This is a genomic window from Pseudomonas sp. RC10 (assembly GCF_038397775.1).
Lineage (GTDB): Bacteria > Pseudomonadota > Gammaproteobacteria > Pseudomonadales > Pseudomonadaceae > Aquipseudomonas > Aquipseudomonas bambusae.
In genome coordinates, this window is record NZ_CP151650.1 from 3,800,501 (window position 1) to 3,820,495 (window position 19,995).

Annotated in this window: 19 protein-coding genes; 13 read left to right on the top strand and 6 right to left on the bottom strand. The window is 60.7% G+C overall.

The window, feature by feature from the left end; genetic code table 11:
- Positions 1-285 precede the first annotated feature (285 nt).
- Both AAEO81_RS17355 and AAEO81_RS17360 read left to right on the top strand, forming a co-directional pair.
- Entirely contained in the window at positions 286-882 is a 597-nt protein-coding gene (locus AAEO81_RS17355; protein WP_341958154.1) for a histidine phosphatase family protein, read from the top strand.
- 41 nt (positions 883-923) lie between these two features.
- Positions 924-1,766: a phosphatase PAP2 family protein gene (locus tag AAEO81_RS17360; RefSeq protein WP_341958155.1), complete on the top strand. Its 843-nt coding sequence runs from the start codon at positions 924-926 to the stop codon at positions 1,764-1,766.
- On the opposite strand, the gene AAEO81_RS17365 is transcribed toward AAEO81_RS17360, so the two are convergent.
- The 3 genes from AAEO81_RS17365 to AAEO81_RS17375 form a co-directional block, all read right to left on the bottom strand.
- A complete protein-coding gene (locus AAEO81_RS17365) occupies positions 1,705-3,015 on the bottom strand; it encodes a HAMP domain-containing sensor histidine kinase (RefSeq protein WP_341958156.1) in 1,311 nt (436 codons plus the stop codon). The two genes, AAEO81_RS17360 and AAEO81_RS17365, sit on opposite strands and share 62 nt — an antisense overlap.
- 120 nt (positions 3,016-3,135) lie before the next feature.
- Positions 3,136-4,350, bottom strand: a complete 1,215-nt coding sequence (locus tag AAEO81_RS17370) for an MFS transporter (protein WP_341958157.1) — start codon at positions 4,348-4,350, stop codon at positions 3,136-3,138.
- Positions 4,351-4,588: 238 nt separating this feature from the next.
- On the bottom strand, positions 4,589-5,365 hold the full coding sequence (locus AAEO81_RS17375; protein ID WP_341958159.1) for an alpha/beta hydrolase: 777 nt from the start codon (positions 5,363-5,365) through the stop codon (positions 4,589-4,591).
- 270 nt (positions 5,366-5,635) lie between these two features.
- On the opposite strand from AAEO81_RS17375, the gene AAEO81_RS17380 reads away from it, so the two are divergent.
- Both AAEO81_RS17380 and AAEO81_RS17385 read left to right on the top strand, forming a co-directional pair.
- Complete coding sequence (locus tag AAEO81_RS17380; protein ID WP_341958160.1) at positions 5,636-5,908, top strand: DUF2790 domain-containing protein; 273 nt, start codon at positions 5,636-5,638, stop codon at positions 5,906-5,908.
- 116 nt (positions 5,909-6,024) lie between these two features.
- Entirely contained in the window at positions 6,025-6,792 is a 768-nt protein-coding gene (locus AAEO81_RS17385) for a 2-keto-4-pentenoate hydratase (protein WP_341958162.1), read from the top strand.
- Between the two features lie 236 nt (positions 6,793-7,028).
- Here AAEO81_RS17385 and AAEO81_RS17390 read toward each other — a convergent pair whose 3' ends face one another.
- Positions 7,029-8,159: a hypothetical protein gene (locus tag AAEO81_RS17390; protein WP_341958164.1), complete on the bottom strand. Its 1,131-nt coding sequence runs from the start codon at positions 8,157-8,159 to the stop codon at positions 7,029-7,031.
- 82 nt (positions 8,160-8,241) lie between these two features.
- Entirely contained in the window at positions 8,242-9,153 is a 912-nt protein-coding gene (locus AAEO81_RS17395) for a LysR family transcriptional regulator (RefSeq protein WP_341958166.1), read from the bottom strand.
- A gap of 108 nt (positions 9,154-9,261) precedes the next feature.
- On the opposite strand from AAEO81_RS17395, the gene gcl reads away from it, so the two are divergent.
- The 3 genes from gcl to AAEO81_RS17410 all read left to right on the top strand — a co-directional run bounded on the left by gcl (position 9,262) and on the right by AAEO81_RS17410 (position 12,971).
- Positions 9,262-11,037, top strand: coding sequence for a glyoxylate carboligase (gene gcl, locus AAEO81_RS17400; protein WP_341958167.1), 1,776 nt, complete (start codon positions 9,262-9,264; stop codon positions 11,035-11,037).
- A 51-nt stretch (positions 11,038-11,088) separates the two neighbouring features.
- A complete protein-coding gene (gene hyi / locus AAEO81_RS17405; protein WP_166594653.1) occupies positions 11,089-11,871 on the top strand; it encodes a hydroxypyruvate isomerase in 783 nt (260 codons plus the stop codon).
- A gap of 197 nt (positions 11,872-12,068) precedes the next feature.
- Complete coding sequence (locus AAEO81_RS17410) at positions 12,069-12,971, top strand: 2-hydroxy-3-oxopropionate reductase (RefSeq protein WP_166594654.1); 903 nt, start codon at positions 12,069-12,071, stop codon at positions 12,969-12,971.
- An 87-nt stretch (positions 12,972-13,058) separates the two neighbouring features.
- On the opposite strand, the gene AAEO81_RS17415 is transcribed toward AAEO81_RS17410, so the two are convergent.
- On the bottom strand, positions 13,059-14,387 hold the full coding sequence (locus AAEO81_RS17415) for an OprD family porin (protein ID WP_166594655.1): 1,329 nt from the start codon (positions 14,385-14,387) through the stop codon (positions 13,059-13,061).
- A gap of 741 nt (positions 14,388-15,128) precedes the next feature.
- Between AAEO81_RS17415 and AAEO81_RS17420 the strand changes: the two genes are divergently transcribed.
- The 6 genes from AAEO81_RS17420 to copC all read left to right on the top strand — a co-directional run bounded on the left by AAEO81_RS17420 (position 15,129) and on the right by copC (position 19,995).
- Positions 15,129-16,766, top strand: coding sequence for a methyl-accepting chemotaxis protein (locus tag AAEO81_RS17420; protein ID WP_341958173.1), 1,638 nt, complete (start codon positions 15,129-15,131; stop codon positions 16,764-16,766).
- Positions 16,767-16,895: 129 nt separating this feature from the next.
- Positions 16,896-17,477 (top strand): cytochrome b, encoded by a 582-nt coding sequence (locus AAEO81_RS17425; protein WP_341958174.1) that lies wholly within the window; start codon positions 16,896-16,898, stop codon positions 17,475-17,477.
- 91 nt (positions 17,478-17,568) lie between these two features.
- Positions 17,569-18,120, top strand: coding sequence for a hypothetical protein (locus AAEO81_RS17430; RefSeq protein ID WP_341958176.1), 552 nt, complete (start codon positions 17,569-17,571; stop codon positions 18,118-18,120).
- A gap of 72 nt (positions 18,121-18,192) precedes the next feature.
- On the top strand, positions 18,193-18,687 hold the full coding sequence (locus AAEO81_RS17435) for an RNA polymerase sigma factor (protein WP_341964554.1): 495 nt from the start codon (positions 18,193-18,195) through the stop codon (positions 18,685-18,687).
- The gene (locus tag AAEO81_RS17440; protein ID WP_341958178.1) at positions 18,684-19,469 is read left to right on the top strand and encodes a transcriptional regulator; all 786 of its coding nucleotides are present in this window, start codon (positions 18,684-18,686) and stop codon (positions 19,467-19,469) included. The genes AAEO81_RS17435 and AAEO81_RS17440 overlap by 4 nt, the downstream gene beginning before the upstream one ends.
- A gap of 139 nt (positions 19,470-19,608) precedes the next feature.
- Positions 19,609-19,995: a copper homeostasis periplasmic binding protein CopC gene (gene copC, locus AAEO81_RS17445; protein ID WP_166594660.1), complete on the top strand. Its 387-nt coding sequence runs from the start codon at positions 19,609-19,611 to the stop codon at positions 19,993-19,995.

The following is a 19,995-nucleotide window of genomic DNA, read 5'->3' on the forward strand; positions in this document are numbered from 1 at the left end:
CGAACGTCAGCGATAACATCCCGCCAAAGCCCGCAAAGTCGCGCCGTTGAGCGGCGAGGAAAATGTGAAAACGCTTTTCACAAACCCTTCACTCCCTGTTGACTCCGACTCGCTTACTTTGAATCAACGCGACGCACTTATCTTCACTTAGTTTGAAAGTTGCGTCCTGAATACTTTTTATTTATTGCAGGGCTCGTCATGACGCTCAACTTCAGCCACGCCCTGGATCAATTGAACGCGCGGTATCAGGCGCTGGGAAAGTTATCCCGTTTAATGGTGTTTAGTATGGCAATGTTGGCATTGGCCGGGGTGACCACTCTGGCGTTGCGACCGCCACCCTTGACTGACCTCTCGGACGGCCATCGTCTGCGCAAGATCAATTTTTTCCCGCTCTGGGCTCAGGGCGATCTGGTGGTACTCACCCGTCACGCTGAGCGCTGCGATCACTCCACCAACCCCTGCCTCGCACAACCCGACGGCATCACGGTCAAGGGAAGCCGCGTTGCCGAACAGTTGGGGCGTACGTTTCAGGCCTTGGGGCTGGATCAAGCCACGATTTACAACAGTCCGCTGCGCCGCACCGAGCAGACGGCCGCGTTCGCCTTCAACCGCGCGCCCGTGGCCCAGGACTGGTTGGTCAATTGCCGCAAATCGATGCTCGATGACGTCCTCAAACACAAGATGGACGGGTACAACCTGATTCTGGTGACCCACAGCGAGTGCATCAGCGAGGTTGAAAAATCCCTGAACGTCCGCGCCCCGGTCACGCTGGATTACGGCTCGTCGCTGATCGTCTCGGTCAACCGCAAAGACCGCAGCGCCACCGTATTGGGCTACATCGACGCGCAGGACTGGAACACCGTCCTCGCCAAACGCCCCTGACCCACGCCTTTTCCTTCACCCGCCCTTCGGAACATCAGACCGTGCACAACAGCCGAAACCGTTTCTACTTCAAGCATGTGGGTGTCCCGTTGCTGCTGGCCTTGATCCTCTTCGTCAGCTTCGATTTGACGGGGCTGGACGTGATCCTCAGCGACTGGATGTACAACACGACCACCCAGGCCTTCCCGCTTCAACACAACAAACTGTTTGAAACCATCACCCACAAGTGGGCGCGGATCATTCCGAACTGGACCGGCGAAGCCGCCATTATTGGCGCGTTGCTGTCGTTCATCTGGCCGCGATTCAAGGCCGAAAAACACGTGAAGATGATGGCCTGGCTGGAGAAAATCCGCGTGGCGCCCTTGCTGCGTTTCCTCACTCGCCATCGCCGGGACCTGCTGTTCGTGGTATTCGCGTTTTCCATCACCACCGGCGCGATCCACTATTTCAAGAGCCACACCAGCATCTATTGCCCGATCGAAACCACGCTATACGGCGGCATCGAAAAGCAAAAGGAATGGTTCGAGAACTTCAACCTGCTGCATGACGCTGGCAAAGGGCGCTGCTGGCCGGGTGGTCACGCATCGGGGGGGTTCACCATGATGGCGCTGTTTTTCGTGGCGCGGCGCTACCGCTGGCGTCACGCCCGCAAGCTGATGGGCTTCGCGCTGGTGCTGGGCATGGTCTACGGCACCACGCGGGTGCTGCAAGGCTGGCACTTCATGTCCCACACTTTTTGGGCCGGCATTATCGTCTGGTTCTCGATGTTCCTGACCGCGCTGGCCTTCTATGGGCGGGCCAGGCTGGACCCCGGCATCGAACTCAAGCCCGCGCCCAAACCGCGCACACCGACACTTGTCCCGGTGCCTCAAGCACAACGGTAAAACGGCAGCCCGCCGGTTCCCGGCTGGTCAACGTCACGGTCCAGTGCTGATTGCCACAAATCCGCTGGACCAGCGACAACCCTAATCCGAGCCCTTCTCCGCGCTGTTCGTCGCCCCGCACAAAGGGCTGGAACATCGCCTGCTGCTTCTCCAGCGGAATCCCGATCCCGCTGTCTTCGACCGTAAACCCATGGGCATGCAACGTCAGCCGGATGAAGCCCGTGTCGGTGTAATGCCAGGCGTTGCGCAACAGGTTGCCCATGACCGAACGCAGCAGCGGCTCGTTGTACAGCCCTTTAGCTTCATCACAGGGTTCATAAATGAACGTCAGGTTTTTCTCTTCGATGGGCGCCCGCCAGACCTCAAGCAATTCGTCGGCAATCTGTGACAGTGTGCCACGCTGGCCTTGTGGCGCGTTCTTGCCTTCAGTCCGCGCCAGCAACAGGAAGGTTTCCACCAGTTGATTCATGCCCGCCGTGGCTTTGCTGATGCGTTGCACCTGCGTTCGTGAACGCTCATCCAGACGCGGGTATTCCAGCAGCAGCTCGCAGGACGTCGCCAGCACCATCAGCGGCGTACGCAATTCGTGGCTGACATCGCTGGTGAACAGTTTCTCGCGCCCCAACGCCGCCCGCAGGCGTCCCAGGGTTTCATCGAAAGATCGCGCCAGCGCGCCGACTTCGTCCCTGGCATACCCATTGGCCAGCACCGGCGCCAATTCGAGCAGTTGATCACGATGACGCACCTGCCCCGCCAGGCTCGACACCGGTGCCATCACCCGCGACGCCAACAGGCGGCCGAGCAGCACCGCCAGCAGCACGCTCAGAATGAAACCGATCAGGACCACGCCAAACAAGATCCGCTCGCGCTTGGCGAACGAACGTTGGTCGCGCAACAGCACGTAATGCCGCTCCCCGACAGACGCCACCATCGCGTAATAGGCACGCTTGCCACGGAAAAATTCCTGAAAGCCGAGGGGCAGGCCCCGCAGGTCATCGGCCATGGCCAGATCGCTCGCGCCATCATCGGCATAGAACAGTTCGCCTTTTTCCGGGCGATGGCGCCATTCCTCGACATTGTCCAGCTTGAGCAGGCGGTGCAGATTGCCGCTCATGTTGATGGCCGTCAGACGTTTTTCCACGACGTGCACGGTGGCGATGATGCCCACCGCGAACACGCCGGCCACCAACGCGCTCATCAACGCAAAAACGATCACGATCCGCTGTTTCAGACTGTGTTTGATATCCATGGGGTTCCGTGCGTCACTCAGATCAGGGCTTGCGCCGCCGGGCTGATTATCCGGATGCCATGTCATGGTTTCGTCAAAACGTGGACGGTGAAGCGCAGCGTGGGGTGAATGCCCCGGAAGCTAGGGCGTCGCGGGCCGCATCATCAACATCACCGCCGCGCAGACCGCCATCAACACACATGTCGCGATGAACACGATGGGCATGCCGAAGTGTCCGCCGAGATACCCGCCCGTCAACGGCCCCAGCACCTGGCCGACGTACTGGCTGGACGTCGAGTAGCCCAACATGCGCCCCGCGACCTGATCCGGCACTGAATGCCGGATAATCGCCGCGATACACGGCAGCAGCCCGCCCAAGGCAACACCCATCAAGAAGCGCAACGCCACCAGCTGCCATTCGTTGGTCACGAAGGCCTGGGGAATCAACAGCACGGCCGCTGCGATCAAACACCCCATCACCACTTTCCAGTGGCCGATGCGGTCTGCGAGCTTGCCGATCCGCGAGGCCGACAACACACTGGCCAGTGCCGTGGCGGACATCACCAGCCCCGCCATCACGGTCACGTTTTCCGTGTGCAATTGCGTGAGGTACACCGTGATGATGGGTTCGATGGACATGATCGAAAACATCACCAGGCACGCGACCACGAACATGGTGATCACCGGCCGCTTGTCCGGGATCAAGTCCCAGGGCCGCACGGCGACAGGCCTGGCTTCGCCTGCCGCATGCTTGGGCCTGGGCGCTTCTTTCATGATGAACAGCGTGGCGAGAAACGTGAGGAAGATCACGCCGCCAGCCAGGAAAAAGGTGTTGCGGATGCCGATCAGCGGCGGCAAAAATCCGCCGATCAACGGCCCTGTGAGATTCCCCGCCATGATCCCCGACGAGAGCATGCCCAACGCCCAGCCGGAGCGTTCTTTGGGCGTCTGGGTCGCCACCAGAATCGTCGCCCCGGACGCATACCCGCCCAACAAGCCTGCCAGCAGCCGCAGCCCCACCAATTGGTAAATGTTTTCTGCCAGACCGATCAGCGACATCGCCACGGCCATGCCCAGACTGGCACGAATCAACATCAGCTTGCGGCCGTAGCGATCCCCCAACCGACCCCACAACGGCGCGGTGAACGCGGCAGACAGAAAGGTCGCCCCGAACGCCGCGCCGGACCATTGCACAATGGCCGCGGGGTCGCTGACACCCAGGTGTTCGACATACAGCGGCAGGAATGGCAACAGCAAGGTCATGGCGATGATCGTGGTGAACGACCCGGCCACGCAGACTGCCAGGTTGCGCTTCCAGTGTTCTTCGAGGATTGCAGCGGGGGGTTGAGCGGTCATCTCTGATCCGTGCACAGGACATGTCCGTACACGGTAGAGGGTTGATGCCCATAAATAAAATTCATGTTTTTTATGCAGTGGATTCCAGGGAGGAATGACTGGAATTGCCTGGTTTTTGCTCCCGCTGTGGCAGCGAATGCCTACGCGCGACGCTGGTACATCAGACAGAGACATGCCTGGCATACCGGCCCTTCGCGAATGAATTCGCTCCTGCAGCTTGAATCAGGCGCCGGCCAACTCACTTCCCGTCCTGTGCGTGCTGGGCGGCCTGTTCGATCAGCGTTGCCACTTCTTTCGGGTGGGATTCGTACACCGCGTGGCTGGCGCCTGCAATCTCAATGGTGTGCGCGTTGGCACGTTTGGCGTACATGCGCTCCAGATCGGGGTTGATGATGCGATCAGACTTGGCCACCGCGTACCAGCTCGGCTTGGTCTTCCAGGCCGCGACAGTCGCCGCCGTGGTGAACACCGAGGCCGACGTCAGGGACTGGCTGTGAGCTTCGAACTCTGCCTGAGCCTTGGGCAGATCGGCGGCGAAATCCGCCGGGTAAAACGCCGGGTCCAGGTACAGGAAACCGTCGTCGGTTTTCTTCACGGCCTTGGTCGCGTTCGGGTACAGCTTGCCATTCGCAGCCTCGGTCTCGCCGACGTCCAGCGCGTGGGCGGCGATGTACACCAGACCCGCGACGTGGCTGTCTTCGCCCGCATCGGAAATGATCGCCCCGCCGTAGCTATGGCCGACGAGGATGGTCGGGCCGTCCTGCATCGCCAGGATGCGTTTGACGGCGGTGACGTCATCGCTGAACGACGTCAGCGGGTGCGCGGCGACGGACACGTGATAGCCGTCTTTCACCAGAATGTCGTACACCGGCTTCCAGCCCGCGCCGTTCACGAAGGCGCCGTGCACCAGCACGATGTTTTTCACAGGGGCCGCCGAGGCGGCAGTGGCGAATCCGGCAGTGGCCAAGGCGAGTGCGGCGACAGCGAAGGCGGAACGGACGTGACGAAACTTCATGGCGTGACCTCAAGCGGTAAGTAGGGGTGAACGCCGCAGCGTTCAGTCAGTGACCACAGCAAGACGCACCCGCTCGGCGCTTATTCCACCGCTCGCACACATTATTTCGATGCCCGTCGACGCTTCGCCCTTCGCCCACACCGGGCATCAGCTCCGTTGATGACGTGTATCGACACGCACCATTTCAGCTGCGTCCGGCCTGCTCCCTAGAATGGCGCCATACCCGAGCCAACCTCTGAGCCCGGCGCAGCGGATCACGTGGAGCCTGTCATGAAAGCCTTTCTCTTCATCGCGTTGTCGTTTTTCAGTGTGTTCACCTTTGCCGACGATACGGTCAGCCGCGGCACCTCGGCGGCGGTCCAGGACGGCCAGTACGATTACACCCAAGACCTGGACATCGCCAAGGTCGTGCGCATCAACACCGCGAGCAACGCCCCCGGCGAATGCGGGCCGGTGAAGGCGCAAATCGAGTACGTCGACAGCAAAGGCGTGAGCCACACACTCGAATACACCCGTCTGGGTGACGACTGCCAGAACGGCTGATGTGTAACGCAGGGTTCTGCGCGGTCGGCAAATGGGGTTAGAGTAGTCACGCTGGCCCCACGACTGAGACCGGATCGTGGGGCACTTTCCATTCAATTGACTGAAGGAAGTCCCGCGTGAATCAACCGTCTCACCCAGCAAAAATCGCCGAATTGATCGTCGACGCCATGCGCGACGGCCAGAAAATCACCGAGATTCGCCCTGATTACATCCCTGCCGATGCGCCGAGTGCCTACGCCCTGCAACGGGAAATCCTGCGGTTGCGAGACACCACGGTCGGCGGCTGGAAAGTGGGTTCGAAAGCCACCCATGGCGGCCCCATCACGGGCGCATTACTCCCGGAGGACGGCCTGTTTGCCAGTGGCAGCCAGGTGGAAATCATCGATTACCCACACCCGATCCTCGAACTTGAAATCGCCTTTCGCCTGAACCGCGAATTCACGCCCCGCGCCGAGGCCTATTCCGATGAGGACGTGCTGGGCAGCATCGGCTTCATGGGCGCCACCATTGAGATCGTCTCCAGCCGGTTCAGAGCCTGGCCAAAGATCGACCCGCTGCTGGCGCTGGGCGATCTGCTCAACCACGGGGCACTGATCGTCGGCGATTTCGTGCCGTACGACGCCAGCTTCCCCTTCGTCGAACCCGCCGTGACCTTCACCTATGCCGACGAAGACATCGTGCCCGGCGACGGCGCCAACCCGGCGGGCGACCCGCGTCGCCTGCTGCCGTGGGTGGTCAACCACCACACGCAAAACGGCCAGAGCGTGACGCCGGACCTGATCATCACCACCGGCTCGTACACCGGCATGTATTTGACGAAGGGGCCGGGTGTGGCCATCGGAGAGATTCGTGGATTACCGCCGATATCCGTGGAGTTGATCTGACGCCCATGGGCTGCGCGGGTGGATCCCCGCAGCAGCCGTGCGTCGCTGATGGGGACCACAACTGTGGGAGACGCCGGAGGTACGACGGCAGCGAATGCGTAGGATCATAACGGGCTGAGGTGTCTGACACCCCGCTTCGCGGCCGTCGTACCTCCGGCTGCTCCCACGCGATTTCGGGCGTTTCGACGTTTTGCAATACGGCACAGCGCACCCGGAGCCCGACGACCGAATCAGCGTCACGCCTTGCCGAAGGTGACGTCCAGCGACATCGCGTCAGTGTGGCGCATCGGGTTGTTGCCTTGGCCGAGCGTGTCGTCGTTCGGGTGCATGTAGGTCATGCCCGTGCCCAGGGTCTGGGTCAGGAAATCCCCGCCCTTGCGCATGGCGTCGGTTGAACCGTCATAGAAACCCGCCACGGTTTTGTTGCCCGCCGAGTCAGCCGAGACGATGTCGCTCGATGCCTTGTCCGCCACGCTCTGGCTGTCGCCCACTTCGAAACCCTTGCCATCGGTGGCATGGATCGCGGCGTTGCGGCCGTCGATGTCGCTGGTGTTGATGAACCCGTTGTAGAACTCCAGACGGCTGGCGTCCGGCTTGTACTGGCCATCGGCATCGGCCTGTTTGAGCAATCCGGTGGTGTCGTTCTCAAACTTCATCGTGCCTTTCTGGCCGGGCTGCAGGGTCAGCTCGGCCGTCAGCTGATCGTGCTGGTCGAACTGCCCGATCTTGATCGGGTGATCCTGAGTATTGGTGATGTTGAACGCGCGCGGACCACTGCCCGCGACCGGATTGTCTCCCGTGGCAGCCGTGCTGCTGGCGCTGTTCGTGGAAGGCGTGGCCGTGGCCGGATCGGCTGTGGCGGTTTGCGGTTCGGCAGCCGCTGTTTGCGGTGTCACTGTTTGCGGTGTCACTGTTTGCGGTATCGAGGCCTGGGGTGTCGCCGTCTGGCCCGCAGGCTGAGCCGGCTGATCGGTTTGCGGGGGCTGCGCGGCGGCGTTCGTCACCGGCTTCTGCGATTGGCCCGGCGAACTGCCATTGCCTGCGCCATCCGAGGGGGTCTGCGGCGCATTCTGGTTGTTTTGCATCATCTGCGCGATGAGCTGGAGTATCTGTTGCACCAGGTCCCGCACCTGATTGCTCAGGCTGTCATTGCCGTCTGCCGGTGCCTGAGCCGCCGCGACCCGACTGTCACTCAACGCCGCAGGCTGCCCGCCGAAATTGACCTGCCCGCCTGCCCCGGCTGCCCCGCCGAAACTGACCATCCCGCTTTGGCCGGATGAACCTCCACTGCCCTTGAACGCGTCCTTGTGTGCGAAGTCGCGGGTGTCCAGGCCAAAGCCCTGCTGGGCGGGACCGAGTATTTTCATCGACATCTGACACCTCCGGGACGGTCTGAATACCGCGTGAGTGGCGTCAGCGTCCTGATCGGTTCCCGCTGAGGACTGCCCGTTATCCCCCGTTCGTCCAATACCCCGGCCGGTTGTACACCTCCTTCAGAAACGCGATAAAAAACCGCACCTTCGCGGGCAAGTAGTGCTGATGGGGATAGACCCCCTGAATGTCATAACTGGGCAATGCAAAGTCATCCAGCACCGTGACCAGCGCCCCGCTTCCCACGGCGTTCTGAATCTCCCAGGTTGAGCGCCAGCACAGGCCCAGCCCGCGTTTGGCCCAGTCGTACAACAGCTCACCGTCGTTGCAGTAGAGATTGCCCGTGACCTTGATCGCCACTGGTTTGCCGTCCCGCTGAAAGGTCCAGCCCCTGTGTTGTCCGCCCTGCAAGTTGAACGTCAGGCAATTGTGATCGGCCAGGTCTTCCAGCGTCTGCGGCAGACCGTGTTCCGCAAAATACCCCGGTGAGCCGCACACCACGCGTTTGTTGGCGTACAGCTTGATCGCCACATAGTTGGGGTCGAGCACCTCGCCGATGCGGATGCTCATGTCATAGCCCTCGCGCACCAGATCGACCACGTTGTCAGTGAGGTTGAACGACAGCTGCAAATCCGGAAAACGCGCTTGAAACTCCGGTGCGTGCGGGGCGACATGTTGACGCCCGAACCCTGCCGGGGCCGAGACAACCAGGTGCCCGCGCACGCTGTTTTCGTTCTCGCTGATGCTCGCGTCCAGTTCTTCGAACGACTGCAACACGGTCTTGGCGTTTTCCAGGTACGACTCGCCCGCATCGGTCAAGGTCAGGCCGCGAGTGGAGCGGTGAATCAGCTTCACCCCCAATCGTTCTTCCAGTGCGCTCAGGCGTCGTCCCATGATCACCGGCGTCACACCTTCCACCAGCGCCGCCGCCGCAAAACTGCCGTGAGTGGCGACCAGCACGTAACTGCGTACCTCTGTGTAACGGTCCATTCGATACTCCTGATACCGACAGAACTGCCAAAAGCAGCCATTCACAAACTCTCGAATTCAAATCAGGCTGAGCACGTACAAAAACTATCGAGTTCAGGAGACTAACAAATGACCATCATGAGAGCCATCGAAGCCGCCGTTCTGGTGATGCGTCGCGAAGGGGTCGATACCGCGTTCGGTATCCCCGGCGCTGCCATCAACCCGCTGTACGCAGCGTTCAAGAAACTCGGCGGCATCGATCACGTGCTGGCCCGCCACGTCGAAGGCGCCTCGCACATGGCCGAGGGGTACACCCGCGCCATCGCTGGGAACATCGGTGTGTGCATCGGCACTTCCGGCCCGGCCGGTACCGACATGATCACCGGCCTGTATTCAGCGTCCGCCGACTCGATCCCGATCCTCTGCATCACCGGCCAGGCGCCCCGCGCACGCATGCACAAGGAAGATTTCCAGGCCGTCGACATCGCCAGCATTGCCGCGCCGGTCGCCAAATGGGCCACCACCGTCATGGAACCGGGCCAAGTGCCGTACGTGTTCCAGAAAGCGTTCCAGCTGATGCGCAGCGGCCGCCCGGGTCCGGTGTTGATCGACCTGCCGTTCGACGTGCAAATGGCCGAGATCGAATTCGACATCGACGCCTACGAGCCGCTGCCGGTGATCAAGCCACAGGCCAGCCGCAACCAGATCGAAAAAGCCCTGACGATGCTCAACGCGTCCGAGCGCCCGCTGATCGTCGCCGGTGGCGGCATCATCAACGCCGATGCCTCGGATGCGCTGGTGGAATTCGCCGAACTGACGGGCATCCCGGTCATCCCGACCCTGATGGGCTGGGGCACGATTCCGGACGATCACCCGCAAATGGCCGGCATGGTTGGCCTGCAGACCTCTCACCGCTACGGCAACGCGACGATGCTGGAAGCGGACATGGTGCTGGGCATTGGCAACCGCTGGGCCAACCGCCACACCGGCACCGTGTCGGTGTACAGCGAAGGCCGCAAATTCATTCACGTCGACATCGAACCGACCCAGATCGGCCGCGTACTGACGCCGGACTTGGGCATCGTGTCCGACGCAGGCGCAGCCTTGGCGATGTTCCTGGAAGTCGCTCGCGAATGGCACACCGCTGGCAAGCTGAAAAACCGCAGCCAGTGGCTGGCCAGCTGCCAGGAACGCAAGCGCACGATGCAGCGCAAGACCCATTACGACAACGTGCCGGTCAAGCCGCAGCGCGTGTACGAAGAGATGAACCAATACTTCGGCAAGGACACTTGCTACATCAGCACCATCGGTCTGTCGCAGATCGCGGGCGCGCAGTTCCTGCACGTGTACAAGCCGCGTCACTGGATCAATTGCGGTCAGGCAGGCCCGCTGGGTTGGACCATTCCGGCAGCGCTGGGCGTGGCCAAGGCCGACCCGAGCCGCCAGGTTGTCGCACTGTCGGGCGACTATGACTTCCAGTTCATGATTGAAGAGCTGGCCGTGGGCGCGCAGTTCAAGCTGCCGTACATCCACGTCGTGGTGAACAACTCGTACCTGGGTCTGATCCGTCAGGCGCAGCGCAACTTCGACATCGATTATTGCGTGCAGCTGGCGTTCGACAACATCAACGCCCCCGAGCTGGAAGGCTATGGCGTGGACCACGTTGCAGTGGCTGAAGGACTGGGCTGCAAGGCTATTCGTGTCAGCGATCCGGCACACATCCAGGCCGCGTTCGCCGAGGCATCAAGCTTGATGCAGCAATACAGCGTGCCGGTGGTGGTCGAGATCATCCTCGAGCGCGTGACCAACATCGCCATGGGCACCGAGATCAACGCGATCAATGAATTCGAGTCGCTCGCCGACAGCCGAGCCGACGCCCCGACCGCGATCAGTCTGCTGGACTAAATAACGGCACTGATCGACGCCACCGAATAAAGAGAAAGAAAGGAGCGAACCATGCCACGTCTCTGCGCCAACCTGTCCATGCTGTTCACCGAGCTGGACTTTCTACAACGCTTCGAAGCCGCGGCCAACGCCGGGTTCAGCGGGGTCGAGTACCTGTTTCCGTACGATTTCAGCTCGGCGCAAATCAAGGCCGAACTGGACGCCAACGGCCTGACCCAGGTGCTCTTCAACCTGCCAGCGGGCGACTGGGCCAAAGGCGAGCGGGGGATTGCCTGCCACCCGGACCGCGTCGAAGAATTCTACGCCGGGGTCGACCTGGCCATTGCCTACGCCAAGGTACTGGGTAATACACAAGTCAATTGCCTGGCCGGGATCAAGCCACAGGGTTTCGATGACGCGCTGATTGAAAAGACCTTCGTTGACAACCTCAAGTACGCGGCCGACAGGCTGCAAGCCCAAGGCATCGATCTGGTCATGGAAATGATCAACACCCTTGACATCCCGGGCTTCTACCTCAGTACCACGGCCCAGGCGCTGGCGATCCGCGAGAAAGTCGGCAGCCGCAACCTGTCGCTGCAATACGACATCTATCACATGCAGATCATGGAGGGCGACCTAGCCCGCACCCTCGAAAAAAACCTGCCGGTGATTCGCCACGTGCAACTGGCCGACAACCCTGGGCGGCATGAGCCAGGAACTGGCGAGATCAACTACGGGTTCCTGTTCGGGCACCTGGACAAGCTGGGGTATCGCGGGTGGATCGGCTGTGAGTACAAGCCGTTGACCACCACCGAAGCCGGGCTCGGCTGGTTGAAGACTCATAACCTGATCTGACACAAACACTAACGCCTACCGGGATCGCCCTGTAGGAGCGTGGCTTGTCCCGCGATCTGGTGCGAAGCAGCAGTAAAACCTGATACCTCGGCGTGCCTGACACACCGTGCGTATCTGTTTTACGACCGGTGCCCGGTCGATCGCGGGACAAGCCACGCTCCTACAGGCGGCACATTTACAAAAAAGAGGAACATTTCATGGCGAACATCGGCTTTATCGGCACCGGCATCATGGGCCTGCCCATGGCGGAAAACCTGCAGAAAGCAGGTCATCAACTCATCCTGTCGAAACACTTCGTCGCCCCGCCCGCCTCCTTGATCGACGGCGGCGCGACGGTGTTGAACAACCCGCGAGAAGTGGCCCAGGAAGCGGAATTCATCATCGTCATGCTGCCCGACACCCCTCAGGTCAACGACGTACTGTTCGGCGAGAACGGCCTGAGCGAAGGCACGGGTGCGGGCAAAGTGGTGATCGACATGAGCTCGATTTCGCCGTCCGCCACCAAAACCTTCGCCGAGAAGATCAACGCCACGGGCGCGCACTACCTCGACGCCCCGGTGTCGGGCGGTGAAGTCGGCGCCAAGGCCGCGACGCTGAGCATCATGGTCGGCGGCAATCAAGGCACCTTCGAGCGCGCTCTGCCCTTGTTCCAGACCATGGGCAAGAACATCACCCTCGTCGGCGGCAATGGCGACGGCCAGACCGCCAAGGTCGCCAACCAGATCATCGTCGCCCTGAACATTCAGGCGGTGGCGGAAGCGCTGCTGTTCGCCTCGAAAAATGGCGCTGATCCGGCAAAAGTCCGCGAAGCGCTGATGGGCGGTTTCGCCTCGTCGAAGATTCTTGAAGTTCACGGCGAACGCATGATCAAAGGCACCTTCAACCCCGGCTTCCGCATCGCCCTGCACCAGAAAGACCTGAACCTTGCGTTGGAAGGCGCTCGCGAACTGGGGCTGAACCTGCCAAACACCGCCAACGCTCAACAGGTATTCAGCACCTGCGCGGCACTGGGAGGCAGCGGTTGGGACCACTCCGGCCTGATCAAAGGCCTGGAGCACATGTCGAACTTCTCGATTCGTGGGGATCACACGCCGGATTGATCTTTCACACAGCGTTCTACGCCATGAAAAAAGCCAGGCAACCGTTACGGGTTCGCCTGGCTTTTTATTACCAGCAGGTTTAACGCATCAGAACACGTTGATCGGGTAATCCGCGATCAGACGCAATTCATTCACGTCGCCTTCCGCCTGGTCGGCATTGGCGCGATGGATCGCTTCACGCAAACGCAGCGACAGGTTCTTCGCCGGCCCGGCCTGCACCACATATTTGGCCTCGACGTTGATCTCGTGGTGCTTGCCATCTTCACCGTAACCATAATTCACGTAGGTGCTGTTCGACGGCATATGCGAGCCGTCGATATCATCACCGGTGATGTAACGCGCCATGAAACTAAGCCCCGGCACGCCGTAGCTCGCCATGTTCAAGTCATAACGGGCCTGCCACGATTTCTCGCCGGGGCCGTTGAAGTCCGAGTATTGAACGGAGTTGGCGAGGAAGATCGAATCCGCCGTGTCACCAGGGCCGTTAATACCAAAGGCCACATAGTCGAAAGGGGTATCGCCATGCACTTTCTGGTACGCCAGCGTAATCGTGTGTGCGGTCAGGAAAGAATAAGCAGCGGCCAGCGACCACGTGGTGTTGCTGATATCACCGGCCTTGGCCGAACCGGCATCATTGGTGCGGTAGATATTGAAATCGAAGTTGACGGACTGGGTATCAGTAATGCCTTGGGTGTAGTTGAGGTTACCGTAGTACTGATCCCAGACGTCCTTCAGGTTGGAGCCATACAGGCTGGCCGTCAGGTTGTCGTTGAAGGTGTACTTGCCACCGGCATAGTCAATGCTCGACGCCGTAACACCGGCATAAGACGCATAAATATCGTGATCGTGGTTGGTGGTGACCGGGCCATTGCCGCCCGTGAAGTGACCACCATCCAGTTCCAGACCGGCGATGTCACTGCTCAACAGGTTGAAGCCCGTGGCTGTCTGCGTGAACAGGCGCGAACCGCCTGCGGCAAACACCGGCGCGGTCGGCATCAGATCGCCGTAGCGCAATTCGGTCTTGGAAATCCGCATTTTGATGGCCCCGCCCGCAGTGCCGTACTCGTCTTCCGGATCGCCGTGGCGATCCACCGGCAGGTTGCCAGTCCCCGCGGTGCCTGCGCCGCCGTCCAGCTTGATGCCCCACTCACCGTAGGCATCGACGCCAAAGCCCACCGTGCCCTGGGTGAACCCCGAGCTGAAGTTGCCGATGACACCCTGGGTCCAATCCTTGCGGTCGCCACCGCCGTTCTTGCCGTCGCGATTGAAGTAATAGTTCTTGAGATGAACGGTCAGGCTGCTGTCTTCGACAAAACCCTTGGCATCGGACTGATCACTGACGACGCCAGCGGCCGCCATCTGGCTCACGCCCAGCGAAACCGCGAGCGTCACGAGGTTCCATTTCACAAATGTCATTATTATCCCCTGTCTCAATTAAGGCCCAACGTTCCGCAGACCCTGACATGCAGGGTATCGTCCTGAGTTCAGGAGAAAGATGAAACGGTGGAATGTGCGCTATGGCAGATGGGCAAAAATACATCGGCACCGTAATTGATGTTCACGGTTGATCTACAGGCTAGAGGCCCATTTCCTTATTGTTGCAATGAGGTATATCAACCCCATTTCTTGCCGAGTGTGCTCCTCGGGCGAAAAACTTTTAGCATTTTTCCGCCAGACGGTTCATGAATGGGTCGTGATAGTCACTATCGATCTTAGTAATAGTTGCAGCGCCGCCACCGGTGTTACCTTTGTCGGCGATGAAGCACACGAATCAATGACTTGGTGAATCCGCAGCATCAAGTAATCGAATCTTGCTCCACTTCATCATTCCTTTGGTAAGACTTTTTAGCCACCCCACGTCAGTGCGGTGGCTTTTTTTATTAAATAATCTTCATGCAGTTTTCACTATCTGGTTAATTCACGATAGTTCGTAACTCTCCGCGCACTTGATGCCATCACTCACAGTGTTTAATCACCCGCAGGGTTTAATCACCCGCAGGGTTTAATCACCCGCAGGCTTCATTTCCCGACCCGATTCGCCACCGGCAGCGTATATCGCCCCGATAGATAAAAGCGCCTGCAAACGTCTCAGCGATGACGTATAACGAGCATCGGTAGTAGCCATCTAATATCAGACAACAGTTGGAACCGGCGGACATGTTCAAACAGCTTACGATCGGCAAACGGCTTGGGCTCGGCTTCGGTCTGGTACTCGCCCTGATGATCCTCATCACCCTCATCGGCGTGCACCGGGTCAGCATTATTGAAAATACGCTGACGGATGTGAGCGAAGACGCCACGATCAAGCAGCGTTACGCGATCAACTTCCGAGGCAGCGTGCATGACCGGGCCATTGCAGTGCGCGACGCCGTGCTGGTCCGCGACGACCAGGGCCTGGCGCCCCACCTGCGCGACATCGAGCGCCTGAACGCGCTGTATCAAGCGTCCGCCAGCCCGATGGACCAGATTTATCAAACCAAAGGCGCCACTGCCCGCGAACAAGAACTTCTGGCCAGCATCAAAGCGGCGGAACGTGCCGCCCTGAGCGCGACCGACAAAGTGCTGCGCCTGCGTCAACAAGGCGACATCGACCAGGCACAGACTGCGCTGATGGCTGACGTTTCGGGCGCCTACAAGGACTGGCTGAACCGCATCAACGCGCTGATCGATCTGGAAGAAGCCTCCATTGCCGACCATATCGGCATGGTGCGCGTCACCGCCGCCAGTTTTGCGGTGCTGATGTTGATCGCCACCGCCGTTGCCGTGGCGTTGGGCGTTGTGGCTTCGCTGCTGATCATCCGCAGCATCAAATCCACCCTCGGTGCTGAACCCCACGAAGTCGCGGCCTCCATCCGACGGCTGGCCTCGGGTGAACTGACTCAAGCCATCGATACGCCCTACCCCGACAGCGTGATGGGCGCCTTGAAAGTCACCAATGCGCACCTCTCCGCCACCATCAACCAGGTGCGGGCGGCGGCGATGGATTTGATGGGCTCATCCTCGCAACTGCGCGCCAGTTCCGACAGCAACAGCGAACAGATGCGCCTGCAAGCCACCGAGACCGAGCACATGGCCACGGCTATCGGCCAAATGGCAGGCACCGTCAAGGAAGTCGCCGGTTACGCGGCGAAGGCGGCGAACGCCACCGAAACAGCCGATCAGGAAGTCGAGCATGGCAAGCTCATGGTCGAAGGCACCGCCAAAGCCATGCACGAGCTGGCGTACAAGCTGGAAAGCGCCGCTGATTCCGTCGGAAAAGTCTCCGATGACAGTCAGTCCATCGAGACCATCGTCGCGGTGATCAACGCCATCGCCGAACGCACCAACCTGCTGGCCCTGAACGCCGCCATCGAAGCCGCCCGCGCAGGTGAAGCAGGTCGTGGCTTTGCCGTGGTCGCCGATGAAGTTCGCTCGCTGGCCACACGGACACAGGAGTCCACACAGGAAATCCGCAACATGGTCGGCCAGTTGCAGGCCGGTGCCGGCGTCACGGCCGGGCTGATGCGCGAAAGCCGGGAAATGGCTCACCGTACGGTCCAGCAGACCCAGGAAGCGCAAACGGCGCTGGTGAAAATTCGTCACGAGGTTGGTGCGCTGAATGACATGAACGCGCAAATCGCCAGTGCCGCTGCGCAGCAAGGCGCCGTGGCGGAAGACGTCAGCCAGAACATTAACCGTATTCATGACTCGGCCCGCGAGGCGGCGGTGGGCTCTAATCAGGTCGCACTGTCGAGCAAGGAGCTTTCGCAACTCGCCGATCAACTCACCGCCCGCGTGAGCTTTTTCAAGGTCTGAAACGGGCTGGGCGTGCCGGGATGAGGTAGGGTCCCGGTACGTCGGACCTTCTCCGAAAAGAATTTACGACCGGGCCGAATAACTTTCTTCGCCGGGGTGTTTACGGTTCGACACTTTCGGGGATTACACATGAACAGCACGACTTCACGCCTGCACAGCCTTCCCGCTCACCACTACGACCGCATCACTCGCCTTTTTCACTGGCTGACCGCCGCCGTTGTCATTTTTCTGTTCGCCAGCGCCCACATGTGGGCGTTTCTCGCCAAAGGCACGGACCTGCGCAAGGGGCTACAGTCAGTGCATATTTCCTTGGGCATCGCCTTTGCCGTGCTGATCGTCGCGCGCATCGTCTGGCGCGTGTTTGGCGGCAATCGTCCGAAACACGACACCCACCCCGCCGCCCATCTGGCGGCCAGCCTTGGGCACGGCGTGCTGTACCTGCTGTTGCTGGCGCAAATCTCGCTGGGTTTTCTGTTTCGCTGGGCACAGGGTGAGCCGTTCACGTTCTTTGGCCTGTTTCCGATCCCGGCGCCGTTCGCCATCGATCACGGGCTGCGGAGCACCCTGGGCGGTCTGCATGACAACGTCGCCTGGGCGATCATCTTTTTGGCAGGGGTGCATGCCGCCGCTGCGTTGTGGCATCACTACATCGTCGGCGACAGCACCTTGAAACGCATGTTGCCTATGCCTCGCGGGGATCTGCGCGGCTGATCCTTCGCTGACCGGGCCTGCGCCCGGTCATTGTGGTGTTCGGCAGGGCCGAACGCGTATTCGATCCCATCATTTACGGAGCATGAGAACCATGAACACACAGTCTGCACATGCCACGCCCTCCCGTCCTTCCCTGCTGCTGGGGGCCTGCGTGGCCCTCGCACTGTTCGCCGGTCAGGCCCGCGCCTCGGGCGACGAGTCCGCCCCGCCCAAGCCCAACTGCCCGAAAGGCCAGGTCTGGGACAGCAAATCCGGCAAATGCGTGATGCAGACCAGTAAGGCCACCTCGGACGCCGACCGCACCGATTATGCCTACCGCCTCGCCAAAGACGGCCGCTACGAAGAAGCGCTGTCGTTGCTCGACACCCTGCAAAACCCGAATACCGCGAAGGCGCTGAACTATCGCGGCTACGCCACCCGCAAATTGGGCCGGACCGATGAAGGCATCGGCTACTACCTGAAATCCGTGGCCCTGGACCCCAACTACGCACAAGTGCGGGAGTACCTGGGCGAGGCGTACGTGATCAAGGGCCGCGTCGATCTCGCTCAAGAACAGTTGGTGAAGATCAAGGCGCTGTGCAGCACCACCTGTGAAGAGTACGAAGACTTGGCCGACGCCATCGCCGCAGCGCCGCAGACCTGAGTTCGCTTCAGTGAATGATGAGCGACAGGCCGGGAGGCCATCATAGGCAGAGACGCTGAGTTTCGCCGGGAGCTGGGTCTTCTGTTGCCAAGGTTGTGGCGATACGGCTGGGTGCTGTCTCGACAAAAGCACCTGGCCGATGATCTGGTGCAAGCCACTTGTGTCCGGGCGCTGGAGCGTGCCGCGCAGTTCGCCGCGGGCACCCGTCTGGACCGTTGGCTGTTGGCGATCATGCATTCGATCTGGCTCAACGAACTGCGCTCGCAACGGGTCCGTCAGGGCCAGGGTTTCGTCGATGCCGAGCAGGAGCTGTCCTTTGACGGGGAAAGCCAGGCACAGAAAGAAGTCCTCGCCGCCCAAGTGATCAAACGTGTCAACGCGCTGCCGGAAGCCCAACGCGAAACGGTCTTTCTGACCTATGTCGAAGGACTTTCGTACAGGGAGACTGCCGACATCCTGCAAATTCCCGTGGGCACCGTCATGAGCCGATTGGCGGCCGCGCGCCTGAAACTGGCTGAAACCGCACCACCCGCCATGTCGAGCCCTTCGACAGGAGAACGGCGATGACCCGCGATACGACACACGCCCCCCCTTCGGACGAATGGCTGGTCGCCTGGCTGGACGACGAACTCGACCGGGAACAACGCCAGTCCATCGACGACCTGCTGCGCACCGACGCCTCGGTCGCGGCGCGGCTTGAACGGCTGAAACGGTCGGACCTGCCGTTTCGCGAAGCGTTTGATTCGGTCCTGGACGATGCCCCCACCGCACGCCTGCAACGCATGCTCGACGGGTTGCCCGCAGCGGCCGCACCACCGAAGCCAGCCCTGAGCCGTCGCGGTTTCCTGGCCATGGCCGCGACGTTCGTTGTCGCCGGAATCGCCGCAGATCGCCTGTTAATGGGCATGCAAAGCCCTAAATCCGGCGGCGGATGGCGCGGGTCGGTGGCCGAATACATGGCGTTGTACACCCCGCAGACCCTCGACAACCTGACCGCTGACCCCTCGTCCCATGTCGCCCAGTTGAGTTCGGTGGGACAACAGCTCGGCCTGGCGCTGAGCCCTGAAATGGTGGCATTGCCCGGTGCGGAATTCCGGCGGGCGCAAATCCTCGACTACGACGGCGTGCTCATCGGCCAATTGACCTACCTCGATGCCCGGCACGGCCCTTTGGCGTTGTGCATCAATCAGGCACGCACCGGCAGCGAAACCCTTGGCCGGGAACAGCGTCTGGGGCTCAACGTGGTGTACTGGTCCAACACCCGGCAGGACTTCATGCTGGTGGGCAAAAACCCGTTCGAAGACCTGGAAATCATGGCCCGCAGCATTCAGAAACGCCTCCCGGTCTGATGCACCGTTCAGGGGTTTAACTGGAGTCGAGAGGCGGTTTCTGGTCTAGTAGCGCTCGCATTGACCGGAATCGACACGGCATCGGCTCCAGACCGGCCTGTCGCTGCAACACGCTTTCACGAATTCGAAGGAACCCTTGATGTCTGCCCACCGCTTGAAACTCGCCCTCGCTTGCCTGCCGTTGCTCGCCTCCCTGATCGCCACGCCGGCTTTCGCCCATGCGCACCTGGAGAGCCAGCTGCCTGCCGCTGACAGCGAAGTGACCACGCCCAAGGAACTGCGCCTGAATTTCTCAGAAGGCGTCGAAGAAAAATTCACCAAAGTCGCGATCAGCCTCGACGGTCCGGGGGAAACCACCGAAATCATCCAGACCCAGAGCGTCACCACCGACCCCGCCGATAAGAAAGTGCTGATCGTGGTCCCGGCCGTCCCGCTGGCGCCGGGCAAATACAAGGTCGAATGGCATGCGGTGTCGGTCGATACGCACAAAAGCGAAGGCGTTTATCGCTTTCAGGTGACGCCATAA

What these genes read in the sequence shown, in the direction of transcription:
- AAEO81_RS17355 (WP_341958154.1), top strand. Translation starts at nt 286, where the DNA reads ATGGCAATGTTGGCATTGGCCGGGGTGACCACTCTGGCGTTGCGACCG.
- AAEO81_RS17365 (WP_341958156.1), bottom strand. Translation starts at nt 3,015, where the DNA reads ATGGATATCAAACACAGTCTGAAACAGCGGATCGTGATCGTTTTTGCG.
- AAEO81_RS17370 (WP_341958157.1), bottom strand. Translation starts at nt 4,350, where the DNA reads ATGACCGCTCAACCCCCCGCTGCAATCCTCGAAGAACACTGGAAGCGC.
- AAEO81_RS17375 (WP_341958159.1), bottom strand. Translation starts at nt 5,365, where the DNA reads ATGAAGTTTCGTCACGTCCGTTCCGCCTTCGCTGTCGCCGCACTCGCC.
- AAEO81_RS17380 (WP_341958160.1), top strand. Translation starts at nt 5,636, where the DNA reads ATGAAAGCCTTTCTCTTCATCGCGTTGTCGTTTTTCAGTGTGTTCACC.
- AAEO81_RS17390 (WP_341958164.1), bottom strand. Translation starts at nt 8,159, where the DNA reads ATGAAAATACTCGGTCCCGCCCAGCAGGGCTTTGGCCTGGACACCCGC.
- AAEO81_RS17395 (WP_341958166.1), bottom strand. Translation starts at nt 9,153, where the DNA reads ATGGACCGTTACACAGAGGTACGCAGTTACGTGCTGGTCGCCACTCAC.
- gcl (WP_341958167.1), top strand. Translation starts at nt 9,262, where the DNA reads ATGACCATCATGAGAGCCATCGAAGCCGCCGTTCTGGTGATGCGTCGC.
- hyi (WP_166594653.1), top strand. Translation starts at nt 11,089, where the DNA reads ATGCCACGTCTCTGCGCCAACCTGTCCATGCTGTTCACCGAGCTGGAC.
- AAEO81_RS17410 (WP_166594654.1), top strand. Translation starts at nt 12,069, where the DNA reads ATGGCGAACATCGGCTTTATCGGCACCGGCATCATGGGCCTGCCCATG.
- AAEO81_RS17415 (WP_166594655.1), bottom strand. Translation starts at nt 14,387, where the DNA reads ATGACATTTGTGAAATGGAACCTCGTGACGCTCGCGGTTTCGCTGGGC.
- AAEO81_RS17420 (WP_341958173.1), top strand. Translation starts at nt 15,129, where the DNA reads ATGTTCAAACAGCTTACGATCGGCAAACGGCTTGGGCTCGGCTTCGGT.
- AAEO81_RS17425 (WP_341958174.1), top strand. Translation starts at nt 16,896, where the DNA reads ATGAACAGCACGACTTCACGCCTGCACAGCCTTCCCGCTCACCACTAC.
- AAEO81_RS17430 (WP_341958176.1), top strand. Translation starts at nt 17,569, where the DNA reads ATGAACACACAGTCTGCACATGCCACGCCCTCCCGTCCTTCCCTGCTG.
- AAEO81_RS17440 (WP_341958178.1), top strand. Translation starts at nt 18,684, where the DNA reads ATGACCCGCGATACGACACACGCCCCCCCTTCGGACGAATGGCTGGTC.
- copC (WP_166594660.1), top strand. Translation starts at nt 19,609, where the DNA reads ATGTCTGCCCACCGCTTGAAACTCGCCCTCGCTTGCCTGCCGTTGCTC.